28 protein-coding genes are annotated in these 20388 nt (G+C 63.5%); 17 read left to right on the top strand and 11 right to left on the bottom strand.

Translation table 11 applies throughout. The annotated features are described in order from the left end of the window. The 15 genes from P2T57_RS07720 to P2T57_RS07650 are packed head-to-tail and all read left to right on the top strand — an operon-like array spanning position 1 to position 7142. Positions 1-384 carry a ribonuclease P protein component 1 gene (locus P2T57_RS07720; protein ID WP_276301906.1) on the top strand — a complete coding sequence of 128 codons (384 nt, stop codon included), beginning with the start codon at positions 1-3 and terminating at the stop codon, positions 382-384. Continuing rightward, a complete protein-coding gene (locus tag P2T57_RS07715; protein ID WP_276301905.1) occupies positions 375-752 on the top strand; it encodes a 30S ribosomal protein S17 in 378 nt (125 codons plus the stop codon). Before P2T57_RS07720 ends, P2T57_RS07715 begins: the two co-directional genes overlap by 10 nt. Then, a complete protein-coding gene (locus tag P2T57_RS07710) occupies positions 752-1150 on the top strand; it encodes a 50S ribosomal protein L14 (RefSeq protein WP_276301904.1) in 399 nt (132 codons plus the stop codon). The genes P2T57_RS07715 and P2T57_RS07710 overlap by 1 nt, the downstream gene beginning before the upstream one ends. Further along, positions 1147-1503 (top strand): 50S ribosomal protein L24, encoded by a 357-nt coding sequence (gene rplX / locus P2T57_RS07705; protein ID WP_276301903.1) that lies wholly within the window; start codon positions 1147-1149, stop codon positions 1501-1503. The genes P2T57_RS07710 and rplX overlap by 4 nt, the downstream gene beginning before the upstream one ends. After that, entirely contained in the window at positions 1500-2201 is a 702-nt protein-coding gene (locus P2T57_RS07700; RefSeq protein WP_276301902.1) for a 30S ribosomal protein S4e, read from the top strand. Before rplX ends, P2T57_RS07700 begins: the two co-directional genes overlap by 4 nt. Next, a complete protein-coding gene (locus P2T57_RS07695; protein WP_276301901.1) occupies positions 2198-2722 on the top strand; it encodes a 50S ribosomal protein L5 in 525 nt (174 codons plus the stop codon). The genes P2T57_RS07700 and P2T57_RS07695 overlap by 4 nt, the downstream gene beginning before the upstream one ends. Continuing rightward, positions 2719-2901 (top strand): 30S ribosomal protein S14, encoded by a 183-nt coding sequence (locus P2T57_RS07690; RefSeq protein ID WP_135824251.1) that lies wholly within the window; start codon positions 2719-2721, stop codon positions 2899-2901. The genes P2T57_RS07695 and P2T57_RS07690 overlap by 4 nt, the downstream gene beginning before the upstream one ends. Positions 2902-2903: 2 nt before the next feature. After that, positions 2904-3296: a 30S ribosomal protein S8 gene (locus P2T57_RS07685; protein WP_276301900.1), complete on the top strand. Its 393-nt coding sequence runs from the start codon at positions 2904-2906 to the stop codon at positions 3294-3296. Positions 3297-3300: 4 nt separating this feature from the next. Next, on the top strand, positions 3301-3837 hold the full coding sequence (locus tag P2T57_RS07680; RefSeq protein ID WP_276301899.1) for a 50S ribosomal protein L6: 537 nt from the start codon (positions 3301-3303) through the stop codon (positions 3835-3837). Between the two features lie 3 nt (positions 3838-3840). Continuing rightward, positions 3841-4548: a 50S ribosomal protein L32e gene (locus P2T57_RS07675; protein WP_276301898.1), complete on the top strand. Its 708-nt coding sequence runs from the start codon at positions 3841-3843 to the stop codon at positions 4546-4548. Next, complete coding sequence (locus tag P2T57_RS07670; RefSeq protein WP_276301897.1) at positions 4545-4985, top strand: 50S ribosomal protein L19e; 441 nt, start codon at positions 4545-4547, stop codon at positions 4983-4985. Before P2T57_RS07675 ends, P2T57_RS07670 begins: the two co-directional genes overlap by 4 nt. Before the next feature lie 2 nt (positions 4986-4987). Further along, a complete protein-coding gene (locus tag P2T57_RS07665) occupies positions 4988-5539 on the top strand; it encodes a 50S ribosomal protein L18 (RefSeq protein ID WP_276301896.1) in 552 nt (183 codons plus the stop codon). A gap of 3 nt (positions 5540-5542) precedes the next feature. Continuing rightward, on the top strand, positions 5543-6187 hold the full coding sequence (locus tag P2T57_RS07660; protein WP_276301895.1) for a 30S ribosomal protein S5: 645 nt from the start codon (positions 5543-5545) through the stop codon (positions 6185-6187). Next, positions 6187-6651, top strand: a complete 465-nt coding sequence (rpmD, locus tag P2T57_RS07655; protein WP_276301894.1) for a 50S ribosomal protein L30 — start codon at positions 6187-6189, stop codon at positions 6649-6651. Before P2T57_RS07660 ends, rpmD begins: the two co-directional genes overlap by 1 nt. Positions 6652-6653: 2 nt before the next feature. Next, entirely contained in the window at positions 6654-7142 is a 489-nt protein-coding gene (locus P2T57_RS07650; protein ID WP_276301893.1) for an uL15m family ribosomal protein, read from the top strand. A 193-nt stretch (positions 7143-7335) separates the two neighbouring features. On the opposite strand, the gene P2T57_RS07645 is transcribed toward P2T57_RS07650, so the two are convergent. Both P2T57_RS07645 and P2T57_RS07640 read right to left on the bottom strand, forming a co-directional pair. Next, a complete protein-coding gene (locus P2T57_RS07645; RefSeq protein WP_276301892.1) occupies positions 7336-7686 on the bottom strand; it encodes a VOC family protein in 351 nt (116 codons plus the stop codon). Between the two features lie 515 nt (positions 7687-8201). Beyond that, complete coding sequence (locus P2T57_RS07640; protein ID WP_276301891.1) at positions 8202-10928, bottom strand: lamin tail domain-containing protein; 2727 nt, start codon at positions 10926-10928, stop codon at positions 8202-8204. 184 nt (positions 10929-11112) lie between these two features. On the opposite strand from P2T57_RS07640, the gene P2T57_RS07635 reads away from it, so the two are divergent. Next, positions 11113-11313 (top strand): DUF7996 family protein, encoded by a 201-nt coding sequence (locus tag P2T57_RS07635; RefSeq protein WP_276301890.1) that lies wholly within the window; start codon positions 11113-11115, stop codon positions 11311-11313. Positions 11314-11404: 91 nt separating this feature from the next. Next, complete coding sequence (locus P2T57_RS07630; RefSeq protein WP_276301889.1) at positions 11405-11665, top strand: DUF8006 family protein; 261 nt, start codon at positions 11405-11407, stop codon at positions 11663-11665. Positions 11666-11752: 87 nt separating this feature from the next. Here the strand turns inward: P2T57_RS07630 and P2T57_RS07625 are convergent, their stop codons facing one another. The 9 genes from P2T57_RS07625 to P2T57_RS07585 form a co-directional block, all read right to left on the bottom strand. Beyond that, a complete protein-coding gene (locus tag P2T57_RS07625) occupies positions 11753-11902 on the bottom strand; it encodes a hypothetical protein (protein ID WP_276301888.1) in 150 nt (49 codons plus the stop codon). Positions 11903-11921: 19 nt separating this feature from the next. After that, on the bottom strand, positions 11922-12893 hold the full coding sequence (locus P2T57_RS07620) for a succinylglutamate desuccinylase/aspartoacylase family protein (RefSeq protein WP_276301887.1): 972 nt from the start codon (positions 12891-12893) through the stop codon (positions 11922-11924). Positions 12894-13072: 179 nt separating this feature from the next. After that, positions 13073-13645: a DUF2238 domain-containing protein gene (locus P2T57_RS07615; protein ID WP_276301886.1), complete on the bottom strand. Its 573-nt coding sequence runs from the start codon at positions 13643-13645 to the stop codon at positions 13073-13075. A 60-nt stretch (positions 13646-13705) separates the two neighbouring features. Beyond that, a complete protein-coding gene (locus P2T57_RS07610) occupies positions 13706-15319 on the bottom strand; it encodes a methyl-accepting chemotaxis protein (RefSeq protein WP_276301885.1) in 1614 nt (537 codons plus the stop codon). A gap of 139 nt (positions 15320-15458) precedes the next feature. Next, complete coding sequence (locus P2T57_RS07605; protein ID WP_276301884.1) at positions 15459-15983, bottom strand: GNAT family N-acetyltransferase; 525 nt, start codon at positions 15981-15983, stop codon at positions 15459-15461. A 56-nt stretch (positions 15984-16039) separates the two neighbouring features. Beyond that, complete coding sequence (locus P2T57_RS07600; protein ID WP_276301883.1) at positions 16040-18298, bottom strand: NADP-dependent malic enzyme; 2259 nt, start codon at positions 18296-18298, stop codon at positions 16040-16042. Between the two features lie 80 nt (positions 18299-18378). Next, positions 18379-18783: an HVO_A0114 family putative DNA-binding protein gene (locus P2T57_RS07595; RefSeq protein ID WP_276301882.1), complete on the bottom strand. Its 405-nt coding sequence runs from the start codon at positions 18781-18783 to the stop codon at positions 18379-18381. Between the two features lie 25 nt (positions 18784-18808). Further along, positions 18809-19120: a toxin-antitoxin system TumE family protein gene (locus tag P2T57_RS07590; protein WP_276301881.1), complete on the bottom strand. Its 312-nt coding sequence runs from the start codon at positions 19118-19120 to the stop codon at positions 18809-18811. A 43-nt stretch (positions 19121-19163) separates the two neighbouring features. Then, positions 19164-20282 (bottom strand): M24 family metallopeptidase, encoded by a 1119-nt coding sequence (locus P2T57_RS07585; protein ID WP_276301880.1) that lies wholly within the window; start codon positions 20280-20282, stop codon positions 19164-19166. Between the last annotated feature and the right edge of the window lie 106 nt (positions 20283-20388).

The following is a 20388-nucleotide window of genomic DNA, read 5'->3' as shown; positions in this document are numbered from 1 at the left end:
ATGCCACTAACACCCGAGACGCTGACGCGACACGAACTCAACGGGCTTCCCGTCCGCGTCGTGGACGCGGCGAATCCGGACCTCGTGGGAATCGAGGGCCGGGTCGTCGCCGAGACGCAGGGGACGTTGAGCGTCGCGTCTGGCTCTCGGGTGCGGCAGGTGCCAAAACAGGGCTCGAAATTCGAGTTCGCGCTCACAGATGAATCCGCCGGGGTCGAGAAGGCCTCGGGGACCGCGTCCAAACTTGCATCGGAAACTGCCGGAGTCCGCTCCGGTCAGTCTGGTGCTTGCGAGGGCGTGGCCTACGTTACGGTGGATGGCGCGCGACTGCTCTCACGACCCGAACTGCGCACCGAGAAGGCAGGTGACTCTAAATGGCAATAGGACTGAACGTATCAGAGCCGGAGGGAACCTGCTCCGACGAGAACTGTCCGTTCCACGGAACGCTTTCCGTGCGCGGCCAGACCCTCGAAGGAGAGGTTGCCTCCACCGACATGGACAAGACCGTGATCGTCGAGCGAGAGTACGACGTTCCGGTTCCGAAGTACGACCGGTACATGAAGCGCCGGTCCCGCGTTCCGGCACACCACCCGGACTGCATGGAACTGGAAGTCGGCGACACGGTTCGTATCGCTGAGACCCGACCGCTTTCGAAGACCAAGAGCCACGTCGTCGTCGAGCAGTTCGAGACGACGCGGAGCTTCGGCGCGGGCGGCACCGAACAACAGGACGAATCGGAGGGCGACGAATAATGGAAGCGCTCAAAGCCGACGTGACGCAGGGCCTCTCGAAGGGGTCCCTGCTGACGTGTGCCGACAACACCGGCGCGCGTGAACTCAAGGTCATTAGCGTCTCCGGCTACTCGGGCACCAAGAGCCGACACCCCAAGGCGGGCATCGGCGACAAAGTGACCGTCTCGGTCACGAAGGGTACCCCCGAGATGCGACGCCAAGTGCTGGAGGCCGTCATCGTCCGCCAGCGCAAGCCCATCCGCCGTCCCGACGGCACCCGCGTCAAGTTCGAAGACAACGCGGCCGTCGTCATCGACGACGTCGAGGAGCCGCGCGGGACCGAAATCAAGGGTCCCATCGCGCGGGAAGTCGCAGAGCGGTTCGGAAGTATCGCAAGCACCGCTACGATGATAGTATGACTGAGCAACCACGCAAACAGCGAAACCAGACCGAGCGCGCCTCGCTCCACGAGCGACACGAGCAGGTCAAGGCGACGCTCGCCGACGACCTCCGCGAGGAGTTCGACACCCGCAGTGTCCGCGTCAACGCGGGCGACACCGTCGAGGTCATGCGCGGGGACTTCGCCGGCGAGGAAGGCGAAGTGACCAACGTCGACCTGCGAGATGCCATCGTCCACGTCGAGGACGTCACCGTCGAGAAGGCAGACGGCGAAGAGGTCCCGCGACCGCTCGACGCGAGCAACCTTCGCGTGACCGACCTCGACCTCGAGGACGACCGACGCGAGGAGCGTCTCCGAGGTGAGAACGAATGACGAAGCACCAGAAACGACTCTCCGTTCCGAAGTCTTGGCCGGTCGAGCGAAAGACCGACACCTTCACCGTGAAGGCCGACTCCGGCCCGCACGGCGAAGATGGCGTCCCGCTCCTCATCATCCTGCGGGACGTGCTGGGATACGTCGATTCGCGGAAGGAAGCCCGCTACGCCCTCGAAAAGGGCACCGTCCTCGTCAACGGCGACGAGGGAGTTGCGGAGGACCGACCCATCGGCATGTTCGACATTCTCGCGTTCACCGAGCGCGAGGAGTACTACCGCGTCTTCCCCGACGAGGGCGGTCGGCTTGCGCTGACCGGCATCGACGCGGAGTCCGCCGACAGCAAGCTGGGCAAAATCGAAGACAAAACCAAGGTCACCGGCGGCCAGACTCAACTCAACCTCCACGACGGGCAGAACCTGCTGGTCGAGGACGCGAGTGAGTACAGCTCCGGCGACTCCATCGTCATCGCCAACGACGGCGACGACATCGTGGCGCACTTCCCCTACGAGGAGGGGAGCCTCGTGACCGCCGTTCGCGGCGCTCACGCCGGTGAAGTCGGCGAAGTCACCGACATCACCGTCACGCCCGGTAGCGGTTCGAACAACGTCGAAGTCGAGACCGACGACGGCACCTTCGAGACGGTCGAGGAGTACGTCGTGGTCATCGACGAGAACTTCACGGGTGATGACGAATGAGTGAAGCCGAGGCGGACTTCCACGAGATGCGAGAGCCGACCGTCGAGAAGGTCGTCGTCCACATGGGCGTCGGCGAAGGTGGTCGAGAACTCGCGGACGCCGAGGAAATCCTCGAAGACGTGACCGGTCAGCAGAGCGTGCGGACGCTGGCCAAGTCCACCAAGCCCGAGTTCGGCATCCGTCAGGGTGACCCCATCGGCGCGAAGGTGACGCTCCGTGACGACGACGCCGAGGAGTTCCTCCAGAAGGCGCTCCCGCTGTCGGACGTCTCAGCGCGTCAGTTCGACGAGACCGGGAACTTCAGTTTCGGTGTCGAGGAACACACCGAGTTCCCGAGTCAGGAGTACGACCCGAACATCGGCATCTACGGTCTCGACGTGACGGTCAATCTCGTCCGACCGGGCTACCGAGTCAGCAAGCGCGACAAGGTCACGCGGTCGATTCCCTCGGGTCACAAGCTGACCGCCGAGGACGCAATCGCGTACCTCGAATCCAACTTCGACGTGGAGGTCAACGAATGAGTGAAAGCGAAACAGACTCCGAGGCAACCGGAGAACACGCCGGAAAGCGCACCGGCCAGACGGACGAGTGCCAGCGGTGCGGTCGAAAGCAGGGTCTCGTCGGCAAGTACGACATCAACCTGTGTCGGCAGTGTTTCCGCGAAATCGCCCGGAGCATGGGCTTCAAGAAGTATCGATAACTATGGCAGGAAACGATCCGCTGGCCAACGCGCTCTCGGGCGTCGATAACGCCGAGAGTGTCGGCCATCTGGACCACACGGTACAGCCCGCCTCGAACGAAATCGGCAGTGTCCTTGAGGTCTTCTACGACCGCGGGTACATCGACGGCTTCGAGTTCGTCGACGACGGCAAGGCCGGTCGATTCGAGGTCGAACTGAAAGGCGCTATCAACGAGTGTGGCGCGGTCAAGCCCCGGTACTCCGCCGGAGCAGACGAGTTCGAGAAGTGGGAGAAGCGATTCCTCCCCGCCCGCGACTACGGCGCACTCGTCGTCACGACCAGCCACGGCGTCATGAGCCACTACGAGGCCCGCGAACGGGGCGTCGGTGGGCAGGTCATCGCCTACGTCTACTAGAACAATGGCACGAACAGAACTAGAAATTCCGGACGACGTAACCACGACCAAAGACCACCTCGACCTCTCCGTCGAGGGGCCGGAGGGGAGCGTCACGCGACGCCTCTGGTACCCCGACGTGTCGGTCGAAGTGGACGGCGACACCGTGGTTATCGAGAGCGAGGAGGAAGACGCCAAGACCAACGCGACCGTGGGCACGTTCGAGAGCCACGTTCGCAACATGTTCCACGGCGTGACCGAGGGCTGGGAGTACACGATGGAAGTCTTCTACTCCCACTTCCCGATGCAGGTCCGCGCCGAGAACGGCGAGGTCGTCATCGAGAACTTCCTCGGTGAGAAGGCCCCGCGACGCACCGAGATTCACGGCGACACGAGCGTCGAAGTGGACGACGAGGTTCTGCACCTGAGCGGTCCCAGCATCGAGGACGTCGGCCAGACGGCCGCCGACATCGAACAGCTGACCCGCGTTCAGGACAAGGACACCCGCGTCTTCCAAGACGGCGTCTACATCACCGAGAAGCCCCAGACTGGAGGTGTCTAACGAATGGCAGACGACGAACCACAGGAACTCGAAGACGTGAGCGGTGTCGGACCGAGCAAGGCCGACGCGCTCCGAGACGCAGGCTTCGAATCCGTAGAGGACGTCAAAGGCGCGAGCCAAGACGACCTCTCGGAAGTCGAAGGCATCGGGAACGCCCTCGCGGCCCGTATCAAGGCCGACGTTGGCGGTCTCGAAGTCGAAGAGGAGACCGAAGCCGAAATCGAAGAGGACGAGTCCGAACAAGCGGACGCCGAGGACGAGGACGTCGAGACCGAACTCCAGCCCCGCGGGCTGGTCGACAAGACGCCCGACCTCAGCGACCGCGAGGAGGAACTGCTGACCCAGCGCAAGCGCGTTGGCAAGCCGCAGTTCAACCGTCAGGACTACCACAAGAAGAAGCGGACCCCGACCTCGTGGCGACGCCCGCGCGGCAAGCTCTCGAAGCAACGCCGCGGCATCAAGGGCAAAGGCCCGACGGTCGAGGCCGGTTTCCGGACGCCCAAGGAGGTACGCGGCAAGCACCCCAGCGGTTTCGAGGAGGTCCGCGTGCACAACACGGACGACCTCGAAGGCGTGGACGGCGACACGGAAGCGGTTCGCATCGCCTCGAAAGTCGGCGCTCGCAAGCGCGAGCGTATCGAGGAACAGGCAGAGGAACAGGGCATTCGCGTCCTGAACCCGACCTACGTCGAAGTGGAGGTTGACAAATGAGCGACCTGAGCGCACAGAAGCGACTCGCCGCCGACGTGCTCGACGTGGGCCAGAACCGAGTCTGGTTCGACCCCGACGCCCAAGGTGCCATCGCGGAGGCGATTACCCGCGAGGACATCCGAGAGCTCGTCGACGATGGCTCGATTCAGTCGAAGGACAAGAAGGGCAACTCCCGCGGTCGCGCTCGCAAGCGAAAGGACAAGCGCGACTACGGTCACCAGACCGGCGCTGGCACCCGCAAGGGTAAGTCGGGCGGCCGACAACAGCGCAAAGAGGAGTGGCAACAGACGATTCGCGCACAGCGAACGAAGCTCCGCGAGCTCCGCGCCGAAGGCGAAATCACGCAGTCTCAGTACCGAGACCTGTATGACAAGGCAAAAGGCGGGGAGTTCCGTAGCGTCCAGTACCTGCTGAACTACATCGAGAGTAACTACTAACCATGGCAACAGGACCACGATACACGGTGCCGATGCGCCGTCGCCGCGAGGTCCGGACTGACTACCATCAAAGGTTGCGCCTGCTGAAATCGGGCAAGCCCCGGCTAGTCGCTCGCAAGAGCAACAAGCACGTCAGGGCGCAGCTGGTCACGATGGGTCCCAACGGCGACGAAACGGTAACGAGCGCGTACTCCGGCGACCTCGAAGACTACGGCTGGGAGGCCCCCACGGGCAATCTCCCCAGTGCGTACCTGACGGGTCTGCTGGCAGGTAAGCGAGCGCTCGACGCTGGACTCGAGGAGGCCGTCCTCGACATCGGACTCAACACCGCGACACCCGGAGGCAAAGTATTCGCAGTACAGGAAGGCGCAATCGACGCCGGCCTCGAAATCCCCCACAACGACAGCGTGCTGGCCGACTGGTCGCGCAACCGCGGCGAACACATCGCCGAGTACGCCGAGCAGTTGGACGAACCGCTCTACAGCGGGGACTTCGACGCCACAGAGCTACCCGAGCACTTCGACGAAGTGCGAGAAACGATTATGGAGGACTAACGTATGTGTGCAAACCACGACGGCTGGGAACCCCAGACCCGTCTCGGCCGTAAAGTCGCCGAGGGCGACATCGACACGATGGAGGACGCCCTCAACTCCGGGCTCCCGCTGAAGGAGCCGGAACTGGTCGACCAGCTTCTGCCGGGGCTGGAGGACGAAGTGCTGGACATCAACATGGTCCAGCGCATGACCGACTCCGGCCGCCGAGTGAAGTTCCGCTGTGTCGTCGCTATCGGCAACCGCGACGGCTACGTCGGCTACGCCGAAGGTCGAGACGACCAAGTTGGCGGTGCCATCCAGAAGGCAATCGACATCGCCAAGCTGAACCTCATCGAGGTCAACCGCGGCGCAGGTTCGTGGGAGGACCGCTCCGAGCGGCCCCACTCGCTGGCGCGTCGGACGAAGGGCAAGGCCGGAAGCGTCGAGGTCGAACTCATCCCGGCCCCGACCGGACTCGGCCTCGCCGCGACCGACACGGTTCGCAAGATTCTCGAACTCGGCGGCGTCGAGAACGCGTGGACCAAGAGCCACGGCAACACCCGAACCACGCTCAACCTCGCCAAGGCGACCTACAACGCCCTCGAAAACGCCGCGGAGTCCCGCGGCCCCCGAGGACAGGTAGACTTCGAAGAGGAGGTGGCTGACTGATGAAAGCAGTCGTCCAGATTCGCGGTGAGGTAGACATGACCGGTTCGACGCAGGACACGCTGGAGATGCTGAACCTCCACCGCGTCAATCACTGCACGCTCGTCCCGGACACGGACGCCTACCGCGGAATGATTACGAAGGTCAACGACTACACCGCCTACGGCGAGCCGAGCGCGGACGTGCTGGAGACGGTCCTGCGCAAGCGCGCCGAACCCGAGGAGGGTGACGCCGACGTGGACGACGAGTGGGTCTCGGAGAACACCGACTACGACGACGTGAGCGGCCTCGCGTCGGCGCTGGTCGACGAGGAGACCACCCTGCGCGAGCAGGGTCTCTCGCCCGTCCTCCGTCTCCACCCGCCCCGCGGCGGTCACGACGGAATCAAGCACCCCACCAAGGAAGGTGGCCAGCTCGGCAAGCACACCACCGAGCAAATCGATTCGCTCCTGAAGGCGATGCGATAACCATGACGGACAAGAAACGACGACAGCGCGGCTCCCGCACGCACGGCGGCGGTAGTCACAAGAACCGGCGCGGTGCCGGTCACCGTGGCGGCCGCGGCCGCGCGGGTCGCGCCAAACACGAGTTCCACAACTACGAACCGCTCGGCAAGCACGGCTTCAAGCGACCGGAGAAGGTCAAAGACGACGTTCTGACCGTCACGGTCCAGAAGCTCGACGAGGACGCGGCCCTGCTGGCCGCCGACGGTGACGCCGAAGAAACCGACGACGGCTACCGACTCGACGCCCGCGACATCGTGGAGGACGGCTGGGAGGCCGACGCCGTGAAGGTTCTGGGCGACGGACAGGTCCGGAACACGCTGGAAGTCACGGCCGACGCCTTCTCGGCCAGCGCGGTCGAACTCATCGAGGAGGAGGGCGGCGAGGCCGTCCTCAGCGAGCGCGCCGAGGAAGCCGAGGACGAAGACGACGAAGACGCCGACGACGAAGAGTAATCGCGGGGTTGCGGTCCCGTCTTTCTATCTTCTTTCGAGTGACCACCGACGACTGGCGAGTGGCGACTGACTAGTGGCGACTGGCCCGCGATGGCGTCGGCGTCTGGCGGTCGGCGACAGCAGTCTGTCGCGCCCGCAAAGAATGAATTGAATGTCTCTCGGACAGGATTTTGTTTTGCTACCGACGGTCGAGTTATATCTCGTCGGTCTCGTGGAGGAACGTCTGGAACTCGACGGTCCGGCCGTCGGGGTCGTCGGCGAAGAACTGGTAGATGTCGTAGCGGTCGTTCTCGTGGGGGTCCTCGCGGGCGCGCTCGCCGAGTCGGTCGTGCATCTCGTCCACGCCCGCTCGGTCGGGGGAGACGAACGTGAGGATGCCCTCGGTGTCGGCCTCCTCGCGTTCGCAGAACCCCAGCAGTTGGTTGTCGTACTTCAGAATCGTGCAGTCGGGTTGTTCGAGCCACACGTCCGCGCCGACGGTTTCGGTGTAGAACCCGACGATGCGCTCCAAATCTGTCGTGGCGAAGAAGGTAATCGCGCTCACGGGCGAACGCTCGCTGTCCGGCGAGAAAAAACCGGCGTTCAGACGATTCACGCATCGACTCGCCTGCGGTGTGAGGTCTCACGGGCGGAGAGTTTCGGCGGGGAACTGCTCGGGGTCTGTCACGGGAGAGAGCGATTATCTGACGCTGTGGGAATCATACGAATATTGAGAACTATATCGTACAATTAGCGAGCCTTTTCCTCCCGCGGTGATTCGCTCGAAACGTGGCGTGCGCGTCCCGTCGCGCCTCGAAATCCCCACACGTGGCACCTGTCATCTGCGCCGACGCACGCCACGACCAGTCAGCCAGCCGACGTTCGTCGTCCGGTTCGCTTTCCCGCAACCCCCTGCGGTAGTTCCCCCTTTCCCGCACCCTTTTCGCGGTTACTCTCCGTTCGAGGACAGTACTCTATCGAATCGGAGATTACTCTCGGCGATAACGTAGCGACGATAACGCGGACCGCAAAAGAACGAAACGGAGCGACTGAACCGAGAGCGCCGAGGAGCCGGCGGTCTCAGTAGCTGTACTGGGTGTGGAGGCTACCCGAAGCGTCGTAGAGGTAGCAGGTGTCGCCGCCGTTGTTCCAGATGTACGACCCGCCCCAGTAGAGGTCCGTGCTGGAGTCGGTGCCGTCGCCCGAGTGGAGTCGGACCGTGGCACCCGCGTCGAGCGTGAAGTTGTCCGGGAACTGGTAGCTGTTGCCCGCTTCGTCCTCGACGACCCAACCGGTCATGTCCTGACTGCTGGACCCGGTGTTCTCGAAGTCGACGTACTCGCCGTTGAGCGTCGAACCGTCCTCGCTGAGGTTCTTGACGGCGATTTGACTGTCGGTGCTACCGCCGTCGTTCGGGTAGGACTTCGTGACAGCGGTGGCACCCGACGAGTCGTAGAGGTAGGCCGTGTCGCTGTCGTTGTTCCAGATGTACGACCCGCCCCAGTAGAGGTCGGTCGAGGAGTCCGTGCCACTGCCCGAGTGGACCCGAACCGTCTCGCCAGCGCCGAGCGAGAAGCCGTCGGGGAACTGGTAGTCGTTGCCGGCCTCGTCTTCGAGGAGCCAGCCGGTCATGTCGAGACTGCTGGACCCGTCGTTTCTGATGTCCACGTACTCGTCGTTGAGCGTCGAGCCGTCGGGGTTGATGTTCGGGATGGAGACCGAGTAGTCCGACGAACCGCTGTCGGGCGTGTAGGCGTCGAACAGCGGGAAGGAGGTGTCGAGGACCGTGGTGTCGAAGACCTCTTGGCTACTGGCGACGCTGTTGGTGCTGTCCATCACTTGGTCGGCGTTGACCCGGAGGTCGGTGCCCAGACCGTTGGCGAGGCTGTTGATGTTAGCTCGCGCGTCGGCCGACGTTTCGCCACTGCCCATCAGGATGACCGCGCCGCCGTTGCTGACGAACGTGTTCAGGTTGTCGATTTCGGTGCTGGTGAACGACTCGGGCGGGGTCGTGACGATGACCGCTCGCGCGCCGTCGAGGTTCGCGCTGGAGAAGGTGTTGATACCCTCGAAGCCGATGTCTTGGCCTTCGAGGTAGCGCATGTAGTAGGCGGCGTCCTCGGCCGAGAGACCGTAGCTCGCGCCGAACTGGCCGTGTCCGCCGTCGATGAGGATGTCGCCCGAGGTGTCGGCGAGGTAGTCCACGAGGTTGGTCAGGAAGGGGTAGTTCTCGTAGGTCGAGGTGTCGGTGCTGTAGCCCTCGTTCTTCTCGTAGCCCTCGTCGATGAAGGGGCCGCCGACGACGCCGACGTTGGCGTCCTCGTCCACGGCCACGAGCGGGATGTCACCGCTGTAACTGTAGCCGCCGTCGAGGTACTGGGTGGCCGACGTTTCGGCGTAGACCGGGACCCGCGAGTCGGCGACGCCGCCCGAGGAGGTCCGAACACTTGCGGCCTTCGGGAAGAACAGGTCGTCGACCGGGTTGTCCCGAATCTCGCTGGACTTGGTGGGGTCGCTCTGTGCCCAGACCTGCGTGCCGTTCGACCGGGCGGTCTCCTCCGAATCGCGGAAGGCGCTGTGCTTGGAGAACGACGAGTCGTAGACCCGAGCGTGGCCCTGCTTGACGAGTTGGTGGTTGTAGTTGGCGTTCCGGGTGCCGTCACCGGACTTGTCGTAGTAGAGGTAGCCCAGCACGCGGCCGAAGACGTCCCGGACCGGTTCGTTGTCGTCGAAGACCAAATCGACCGTCTTACCGCCGAGTTCGTTCTGGCCGAACGTGGTGGCCTCGGCCGCTCGGTTTTCGAGGTAGGTGTTGGACTCGATGCCCTCCCACTCCTGAATCCGCTCGTACTGGCTGTTGGCGGACTTCTCGGCCGTGTCGGTGCCGAGGATGCGGATGTTCTCAGTCGTGCCGTCGTCGAACGTGACCTTCACCGTGTCGCCGTCGATGACTTCCTTGACCGAGACCGTGTAGGTCTTGTTCGGGTCGAGTCCGAGACCCTCTCGGTCGCCGAAGTACGAGAAGGAGGTGTTGAACTGGGTCGTGAGTATCTGGTAGGACGACCCGGCGTTCCGCACGTCGTCGGCAACTTGGTCGTCGTTGAATCGGAAGGCGAGGTTCAGATAGCTGGCGATGTCGTTGAGGTTCTGAGTCTCGTCGTAGTTCCCGTAGTCGGCTTGGTCGTGCAGGAACAGGTAGCCGCCGTTAGACACGAAGTCGGCCAGCGACTTGAGTTCGGAGTTGGTGAACGCCGTGCTGGGCGAGGTGATGACCGCCGCGTCAGCGCCCGAGAGGTCGCTGGCGAGCGAGGTCGTCGCGTTCACGGTGTAGCCGTTGTTCTCGGCGTACGATTCGAACTTCGAGAAGTCCGCGAGCGTGTTGTACTGGCTGTGGCCCTCGTCGTAGAGGACGGTGCCCGACCCACCGAGAGCGTCGTCCCAGACGTTGAGGACGAACTCCTCGTTGCCCTTCTGCCAGTTGGTGTCGGAGTCCGTGACCAGCATCGAACCGAACCCGACCACGTTCGAGTCGCTCGCCACGACCGGAATCGGCGTGCTGTCGGGGTAGGAAACCGCGTCACCGTTGCCGTCGTCGTCGTAGTTGTAGGCACTGTCCTCGGCCCATACAGCGACGTAAGCGTCGTTGGTCAGGGGATTTTTGTTCGCGTTCAGGAGACTCGAGGTGGAGTAGGCTTCGAGTTCCGGAATTTGACCGGACGCCGCGCGAGTCTGTCCGGTGAGTTCGATACCTGCGGCCGAACCGCCCGTCGCGGCCGCGAGTGCTGACAGGAAGGTGCGTCTCCGCATGGATAAAAACCAATACGCTTTGTACATAAATCATACCATACAGGAATATTGTTTCTATATATCGCAGAAATTTAACCAAATGGTTCGTTCGACACTGGGTAACAAATACAAACCGAACCGAGGAGTTGACCTTCTTCGAGTCCGTAGCGCCCGATATGAGCCAACGGAACGGCGGTGGTCGGTGATGGGCCGGGGCGAGAAAGTCCGGTTCGGGGCCGCGCTGGCGCTCGGCGTCGTCGTCCCCGGATTCCTGAAGTACCTGCTGACGTCTGCGGGCTACGGGCAACTCGGGACGGCCATCTGGGTCAGTGGCTACCTGACCGCGATTCTGACCATCTGGTACGTCTGGATTCGGCCGCTGGACTTGCAGGGTGCGACCACGTGACACGGAATCGGGGCGCTCGGCGAGGGACGACCCGGTTGACTGCCGCATAGCGGAACTTTAAAGGGTATTTCGGGGCGAGTTTCGAACAAGGATGACACAGTTCGTACCACTGCCCCTCATCGACGACTTCCTCATCAACTACAACGTCGGGCAGGCGTTGTTGTTGTTGTTCGTCCTGTCGGTGCTGGCGGCGATTCCGCTCGGCTCCCGAAAGGTGTTGTCGTTGAACGCCATCACGTTCGGACTGCTGTTCGTCGTCACCCCGGCGAGCCTCGCGCCCCTGCACTACAAGTTCCTCGGCATCGCCCTGCTGGTCGTCGCGCCCCTGCTGTACATCACGGCCAGTCGGTGACCGACTCGACGGCAGTTTTCACCCGCGCTCGACTTCAGAACCAACTATTCTCGCAGACGTTTCGACTCGTCGGCCAGTCGTCCGTCCTCAATCGAACAGTTCGCTGTTGAGTCCATCGGTCTTGCCGCGCCAGTAGGCCCGGAAGGCGAGGTAGCCGAACAGACCGAACAGACCGACCGTCACGGCCGTCGCTATCGGTTCCGTAGCCGGATTTCGGAGACCGAACAGCGAAGTCACTGCTCGTTCTCGCGTCCCGTCACTCCTCGCGGAGGAGCGCCACGCTCAACAGCGTCTCGCCACCGGTCACGGTGGCCTCTTGAGTCAGCGAGTAGAGGACTCCTTCCCGGTCGGTCTCGGCGACCTGCAACTGCTCGTAGGTCGTCGGGTCGTAGAGGACCCCGATGCGCTCGCCCGCTTCGACGCGCTCGCCGATTTCGCGCTCGGGGTCCGCCCGGAACAGGCCCGAGTCGTCGGCCGTGACCCGACCGAGGTGGTTGCGCGCCAGCACTCGCTCGCCGTCGGCGTCTGGGTCGCCCGGCAGGACCCCGAGGTGCCGGAAGGCGCTGAGAAGGCCCTCGACACCGGCCTCGATGGCGTCCTCCACGAGGTGCTTGTTGTGGGCCAACTCGGGCGTGATGGTCGGGATGCCCTCGCGCGTAGCGGCGACTCGCAACTTGCCGCCGAAGTCGCGCTCGGTCCACTCGGCGTCGGCGTCCTCGCCGGCCTCCTCGCCCAGAAGCAGGTCGGTGCCGAACGCCTCTGCGAGGCCGCGACACTCGTCGTCGCCCTCCATGAACACCACGTGGGTCAGCATGTCGGCGCTCCCGGTGTGGAGGTCGATAACCGCGTCGGCGTCGGCGACGTACTCCCAGAGCGTGGCGGCCATGCGCTCGTGGAGCGTCCCGTCGGCGTCGCCGGGCCAGACCCGGTTCATGTTCGGGTTGATGCTGTCGAACTCCTCGGGCGTGGTGTAAGACACGTGGTCGAAGGTCAGGGGGTCAGCGACCGGCACGGCGACGACTCGTCCCGAGAGTTCGGTGTCGGAACTCGTCAATCGGTCGTGAACCCGCCGGAGGGCCTCGGTCCCGTTGATCTCCCGGCCGTGCTGGGCCGCCTGTACGTAGACCGTCGGGCCGTCCTCCTCGCCGTCGTAGACGTGAACCGTGGTCTCGATTTCGACGCCCGACGGGAGTCGCGCGAGCGTCACGCGCTCGGTGGTGTGGTCCATGTGGGTTCGTCTCGGGCGCGGAAGTTGAACCTACCGTCCGCGACGAGGCGGGGACCGGAAACCGGTTCGGCGGAGGACCGTCGCCGAGCGACCTGTTCGCCGCCGGGGAAATGAGAATATTTCTCTAAGAACGAACGACAATTGTTAAAAGTCGGGTAAGGTTTGTCTCCCGCTGGCGCTCACTCGCCGTCGCAGGCGAAGTTTCGCAGGAGTCGGTCGCCGAACGCCAGCACCACGAGCGCCCCCAGCAGGTTGAACACCAAGTCCAGTAGGGTATCACGCCTGCTGTAGGACACCAGCAGGGGGTCGATGCCGAGGCGCTCGCTGACCGCGTGGATGACGTACTCCAGCAGTTCCCAGACGACACCGGCCACCGCGATAGCCCCGAGGACGCGAGGCCGCGGATTCTTGTCCCGGCGGTCGGCCGCGGCGTGGACCAACCCCGCCAACAGCGTCGAGGAGAGCAGGTGGGTCACGTGGTCCCACCACCACGTGTCGTCGTAGGGGCCGAGCATGCCGACCGCGTGGGCCAGCATCGCCACGGAGGCGTAGAGGCGTTGCCACGGCCGGAACTCGACGCCGTAGCGGCGTTCGAGAACGTCGGGCACGTAGGTCGCCGCGAACGCGAATACGGCGTTGACGACCGCGCCGGGGTTCCGGCGGCGGAATCCCGCGCCGAAGACGGTGACGATTCCGTACCTGACGACGCGCTCGATGGCCCGCATCGCCACGGCCCGCGTAGTCTCGGACATGCGTGTCGTCGGATAGTAACGGTCCGAGCGGGGAAATACTGTTCGTCGCCCGCCGTCTCCTCACACCACGTCGTCGATGTCCGCGGTCTCGTCCGAATCGGTTTTGAACCGGTCGACGGTCTCGTGGAGTTCGTCGGCCATCGCGCTCAACCCTTCGGCCGAGTCGGCGACTTGGTCCATCGCCGCGGCCTGCTGTTGGACGCCTGCGGATATCTCTTGCAGGGAGGCGTCGATTTCCTGACTCAGTTCGGCCGTGTCCTCCACGACGGCGCTCACTTCTTCGGCGTTCCTCGCTTGGTTTTCGACCGCATCGCTAACCTCGGTCACGCCGTCGCTGGTCTGCCGGGCCGTGTTCTGGATGTTGTCGAGTGTGTCCACGGCCGACTCGACTGCGTTCGCGCCCGCGGTCACTTTCTGGTTCATCTCTTCCATGCTGGCGACGACGGTTTCGGTCTGGGAGTGGGCCGCTTCGATGATGTCGGTAATCCGGTCGGTCGAGTCCTGCGACTCCTCGGCGAGGTTCTTGACCTCGTCGGCGACGACTGCGAACCCGTCGCCGTCCGTGCCAGCGCGGGCCGCCTCGATGTTGGCGTTGAGCGCGAGCAGATTCGTCTGGTCGGCGATGTCCGCGATGACCTCGGTGATGTTGCTCACGTCTTCCATGCTCTCTCGGAGTTCCTTGATGTCCTCCTCGATTCGGTCGGCGGAGGCGGTCGTATCCCTGATTTTTTCGACTGCTTGTGAAATATCGTGAGCGCCCTGCGAGGCCAACTCGGCGGTCCGCTCGGACTGAGCGTCTATCTCTTGGGACGCACCCGTGACCTCCTCTATCGACGCGCTCAGGCTGGTCACGTTCGACTCCGCGCGCTCGGTCTTTTCCGCCAAGTCGTCGACGCCCCGAGTAATCTTCTGACTGGACTCTTCGATTTGCTCTATCGAACTCGTTACCTCTTCGCTCGAACTACCGAGCTGTTCGCTCGACGCCGCGAGTTCCTCCGACAGCGAGGTCAACTGCTCGACGATGTTCTGGATGTTGTCGACCGCTTGGTCAAGCGACTGGTTCATCGACGTGAACTCCTCGTAGGTCTCGTGCATCTCGTCGAACTCCGCGTCGGGTTCGGGGACTGTCGGGTCGATGGTCAGGTCGCCATCAGCGAGCGATTTCAATTTCGACTGGAGGTCGGCGAGAACGCGCTGTTGGTACTCGCTCAACGCCTTCTTTCGGCGCTCTTCCGCGATACGCTCGGTTACATCCCGGTCGATTTCGAGCCCGCCCGTTATCTCGCCGTCTTCGGTGGCGAAGGGAACAACGCTTCGACTGACGGTACGCGTCCCCTCGTCAGTCTGTAGTTCCTCCTCTCGTTGCTGGACCTCCTCGCCGGTACGTAACGCTTCTTCCACTACCGCCGGGCCGTCAGAGTCTCGGAGTTCCTCCGGCGTGCGGCCGATTGCGTCCGCTCGCGTCGTCTCGAAGAGCGCGAGTGCTTGCTGGTTGAGATGCGTAATCTCTCCGTCGGCGTCGACGACCAGCGCCGCGGCTTCTAATCCATCCAAGATGTTTTGCAGAAGTACGTCCGTCTCAACGCCCGTCGCGCCCCGTGACGCCTCGTCGTGGTCCGCGTCGGTGTCGTCCGCCGATTCGACCCCGCTGAGTAGGATTGATGCCATCTTCATCGAAACCATCTCCACACGGCGCGTTATGTATGTGAACCTATATTGTAGGAACAATATACTTTTGAGAATTATCAAAATTTATAATCCAGCTCGTCGCGTGAGGCGGTTCGCCGACTCCGAAGCGGCGGTCGCGAGCGCTTCAGTCGCGCCACTCGTGAGCCAATAGACCGTACAGCACGGTATCGACGTACTCGCCGTCCAGAAAGACGTGTTCGCGTCGTCGGCCCTCTTCCTCGAATCCGAGTTTCTCCAACAGGGCACGCGAGGCGGCGTTAGTGGCGTGCGCTCCGGCGTCGAGTCTGTGGCATCGGCGCTCGTCGAAGGCGTACTCAACCGCGAGTTCGCCGGCCTCGCTCGCGTAGCCGTTTCCTTGATGTTCCGGGGCGACCCAGTAGGCCAGTTCGGCGTGGCCCGAAGACTCGTTCCAGTCGAACAGCGCGACGAATCCGACGGGGTCCTCCTCGACGCAAGCCAGCAGGTTGACGGCGTTGGACATGTATCCCTCGAAGTCCTGCTCCACTTTGTCGCGGTTCTGCGGGTGAACGCGACCCAGCAGTCGGCGAACTTCCGGGTGGTTGCGATATTTTTGGAGGAGGTCGAGGTCGTCGCGTTCGAGCGTTCGCATCGAGACGGTATCGCCGCGCAGGAAGACGGGGCCGGGCATGTCACTCCCGTCTCGGGTGCTAATTAAATGCTTTCTGAAAGGACGGGTAGCCGAGCCTACTCGTTCTGCTGGGCGTCCACGACCGCCACACCCGCCAGATTCACGATGTCCTTCACCTCGTCACCGCGCTGGATGACGTGGACCGGTTTGTCCATGCCCACCAGCATCGGGCCGATGGCGTCCGCGCCGCCGAGGCGCTGGAGGAGTTTGTAGCCGATGTTGCCCGCTTCGAGGTTCGGGAAGATCAGCAGGTTCGCGGGGTCGTCCAGTTCCGAGAACTCGTAGGTGCCCTGCAGGATGTCCTCGACGACGGCGGTGTCGGCCTGCATCTCGCCGTCCACCGGGAAGTCCACGTCGGGGTTGGCCCGCAGTTGTTCGGCGGCCTTTCGGGGCTTGCGGGTGCCCTCGTTGTCCACGCTCCCGAAGTTCGAGTACGACAGCATCGCCGCGCGGGGTTCGACGTTGAACCGGCGGGCGAGTTCCGCGGTGTGCTGGGTGATTTCGGCCAGCACGTCCTCGTCGGGGTCCTGATTGACCGTGGCGTCGGCGCAGAAGATGACTCGGTTCTTGAACGTCAGCATGTAGACGCCCGCGGCGTAGTCGGCGTCCTCGGCCGTGCCAACGACTTGCAGGGGCGGTCGGAGCGCCGAGGGGTAGTGGTGGGTCAGGCCGGTCAGCATCGCGTCGGCGTCGCCCTGTTCGACCATCACGCTGGCGAAGTAGTTGCTGTCCTTGCGCACGAGGTCCTCGGCCTCGCTCTCAGTGATGCCCTTGCGCCGCCGGAGTTGGTAGAGGCGCTTTGCGTACTCGTCGTAGTCGCCGTTCGCGGGGTCGGCGATTTCGGGGTCGAAGTCGAGTCCGAGGTCGTCTGCGGTGGCCTCGATTTTCTCGCTGTCGCCGATGAGGACCGGGTTGGCGATGCCCTCCTCCTGCATCTGGTAGGCGGCCCGAATCATCTTCTCGTCGTCGCCCTCGGCCAGCGCGACCCGCTTGGGGTCGGACTTGGCCTTGTTGAGGACCACGCGCATCATCTCGCGGGACTTGCCGAGGCGGGCCTCCAGCGTCTCGACGTACTCGTCGGTGTCCAGTTCGCTCCGAGCGACGCCCGAGTCCATCGCGGCGTCTGCGACCGCAGGAGCGACCTCGAACAGCACGCGAGGGTCGAGGGGCTTGGGGATGATGTACCCCGGTCCGAACTGGAGGGGTTGGTCGCCGTAGGCTTTGACCACGGCGTCGGGCACGTCCTGCTTGGCGAGGTCCGCGAGGGCCTCCGCGGCCGCGATTTTCATCTCCTCGTTGATTTCGGTGGCGCGAACGTCGAGCGCGCCTCGGAAAATGAAGGGGAACCCGAGGACGTTGTTCACCATGTTGGGGTAGTCCGAGCGCCCGGTGGCCATGATGACCGTATCGTCGCGGGCCTCCTTGGCCTCCTCGTAGCCGATTTCGGGGTCGGGGTTCGCCATGGCGAAGATAACCGGGTCGTCGGCCATCGACTGGACCATCTCCTGAGAGACGATACCGGCGACCGAGAGGCCGACGAACACGTCAGCACCCTCCATCGCGTCTTCGAGGCCGCCCTCCGGCACGTCACGAGCGAACTCGGCCTTGTACTCGTTGACATCGCCGTGTTCGGCCCGGTCCTCGGTGATGATGCCCGACGAGTCGCACATGATGATGTTCTCCTTGCGCGCGCCGAGACTGACGTAGAACCGGGCGGTGGCGATGGCCGAGGCCCCCGCGCCCGAGAAGACGATTTTGAGGTCTTCGAGGTCCTTGCCGTTGATTTCGGTGGCGTTGAGCAGGGCCGCCCCAGAGATGATGGCGGTCCCGTGCTGGTCGTCGTGGAAGACCGGGATGTCCATCTCCTCGCGCAGGGTCTCCTCGATTTCGAAGCACTCGGGGGCCTTGATGTCCTCCAGATTGATGCCGCCGAAGGTGGGTTCCATCGCCTTCGTGGTGCGAATTACGTCCTCGGCCTCGTCTTGGTCTAACTCGATGTCGAACACGTCGATGTCGGCGAATCGCTTGAACAGGACGCCCTTGCCCTCCATGACGGGTTTGGACGCCTGCGCACCGATGTCGCCGAGGCCGAGGACCGCGCTCCCGTTCGAGACGACGCCCACGAGGTTGCCCTTCGCGGTGTACTTGTAGGCGTCGTCGGGGTTCTCGTCAATGGCGCGACAGGGCGCGGCGACCCCCGGCGAGTAGGCGAGACTCAGGTCTCGCTGGGTGTTGGTCGGCTTGGTCGTGGAAATCTCAATTTTGCCCGGTGGCTCCTCGCGGTGATAGTCGAGTGAGTCGTCGTCTAGTCCCATAGTCGGGGCAACCGTCCCCGAGCCTAAAAAGCTACCCGAAGGCGTCGAATCGTGTTTCGACAGACGACGAAAAAGGAGGGCTACGAAAGAGCAACGTCGGTATCGTTTGCCGAGTCGGTGAAGGGTAAGTCTATCTCCAGTCCGTCGTAGGCGAGAATCGGTTTCTTCGAGCGGCCAGACCCGCCGCCCTCGAACTCGATAACTCCGACATCCTCGAGTTCAGTAAGGTTCCGGTGAACCTGTTTGTAGTCTCTATCGACTATCTCCGCGGCGTGGCGGATGCTGTCTGGTTCGTGTTCGGCGATAGCTTCGAGCAATTCCAAATTCTTCTGGCTGAGAAGCCTGCTCAATTCGGCGTACGACTCGAAGTTTAGCACCGGCTGAGCGTCTTCGAGAGAAACGTCTTCTTCGGCCGCCTCGATGCGTCGGCGCGTTCGGTCACGCAGTTGGTCGCGTTCGCCGACGGTCACTTTGAGTTTGGGCATGATAGCTGTCACCTCCGTTGGCGTTCTACACCGACTTCGGCCAGTTCCACTCATCAGGCGTCATCTCTCTGGCCTCAGCTTCGAACCTGTCGTAGAGGTCTAACATACCGGGGAAGTCGATATACTCTACTTCGCCGCGAATATGTCGTTCATGACCTTTCGTCTGTTCGTGGGCGTTGTCGTATCGAAGGACGGTATCACCGCCGACTTCTCCGAGATGGAGGCTGTAGTCCCATCCACTTGGATACTTGTCGTCCTCCGTTTTTCGAATGGTCACGTCCAGCACGTATCCAGACTCGACAGACTGCCAGTCTTCGATTACGGTGTAGCCCGCCATCCAGCAACCTATGTTATTGGGTCCATAGGTATAAAGATATGGTTCAGTTCTCTCCGTCTTCCTGCACCAACACGTCGGGGCGCTCCAGAATCGCGTCGTAGTCCCACGCATCGACCGCGGTGGTGGGCCACCTGCCCGTGTCGGTCAGGACCTCGAAGCCGTCTTCGGTCACGAGAACCGTGTCCTCGCTTTTCGCGCCCTGCACGGTCGGATTCCACGCGTAGGCCATCGGCGTCGTGACCTCGGCCGAGTCGTCCATCTCGGGGGCGGCAATCCACTCTCGGCCCGCGAACCCGGCCGCGCCGCCCTGATGGTGGCGCTCCCACTCGTCGGCGAAGCCGAGGTGTTCGTAGGCGGCCTGTATGGCCGAGAAGACGCTCTCGGGGTCGCCGGAGAGGCCCGCGATGGCTTGGGTCGCGCCGAGGGCAGTCACTTCCACGATTCGGGCGGCCTGATGGAGTTCGCCCAAGTAGTTCAGGTCGTCCTCGCTCATCTCGGACTCGAAGGCGACGGTTCGGGTCATGCTGGCGTGGAGGCCGTCGCGCTCGGTCGTGACCGAGACCAGCGCGTACTCGCCGATTTCGGCGTTCGTCGGCGTGTAGTGGCGGTACTTCCGAGCGCGGTCGGCCCCGCCGACCAGCGCGACCGGGACCTCGATGTCTCTGGCCGAGAGCGCGACCCGGAGCGCCGAGGAGACCTCTGATTCCACGTCACCGGGTTGGAGTTCCCGACAGACCGACTCGACGGCTTGAGCGGTCTCCCGGCCGAGTTCGCGGTAGGTCTCGATGTCCTCCTCGGTCAGCGGTTGGCGCAGAGGAGAGGCCTCGACTGACCCTGCGCCGGGCACGTCGAAGTCCGCCGCGACGGGTTCGGCGGTGCGGTCGGCGACGGCCTCGGCGAGCGACTGGTCGTACCAGTCGAACTCGGTGACGGGGACGTTTTCGGGTAGCTCCTCGTCCCGGAGTCGGTCGGCCTCGATGTTGTTCGTCACGACTTCGAGGTCCTCGCCGTCGTAGCCTACCGCGGCCACGCCGACGTCGCCCTCGCGGTCCACGACGTTGCTCCCGCCGGTCAGCCACGCGAAGGAGTTGGGCCGGGCGAACCAGACGGCTTCGAGGTCGTTCTCGGCGAGGTAGGCGTCGAGGCGTTCCTGCTTGGTCATGTGTGGTCGCTCGTGGGCGACGGCCTTCAAGGGGTCGGCTATCGAACTCGCCAACCAATACCTATCCCGAAGGCATGTAAAGAAATATTAATATTTTTCTACACCA

The sequence above is a fragment of the Halorussus lipolyticus genome, from assembly GCF_029338375.1.
In the GTDB taxonomy this organism is placed as follows: domain Archaea; phylum Halobacteriota; class Halobacteria; order Halobacteriales; family Haladaptataceae; genus Halorussus; species Halorussus lipolyticus.
Note: the sequence above shows the minus strand (reverse complement) of the source record. Positions and strands in the feature narration are given on the sequence as shown.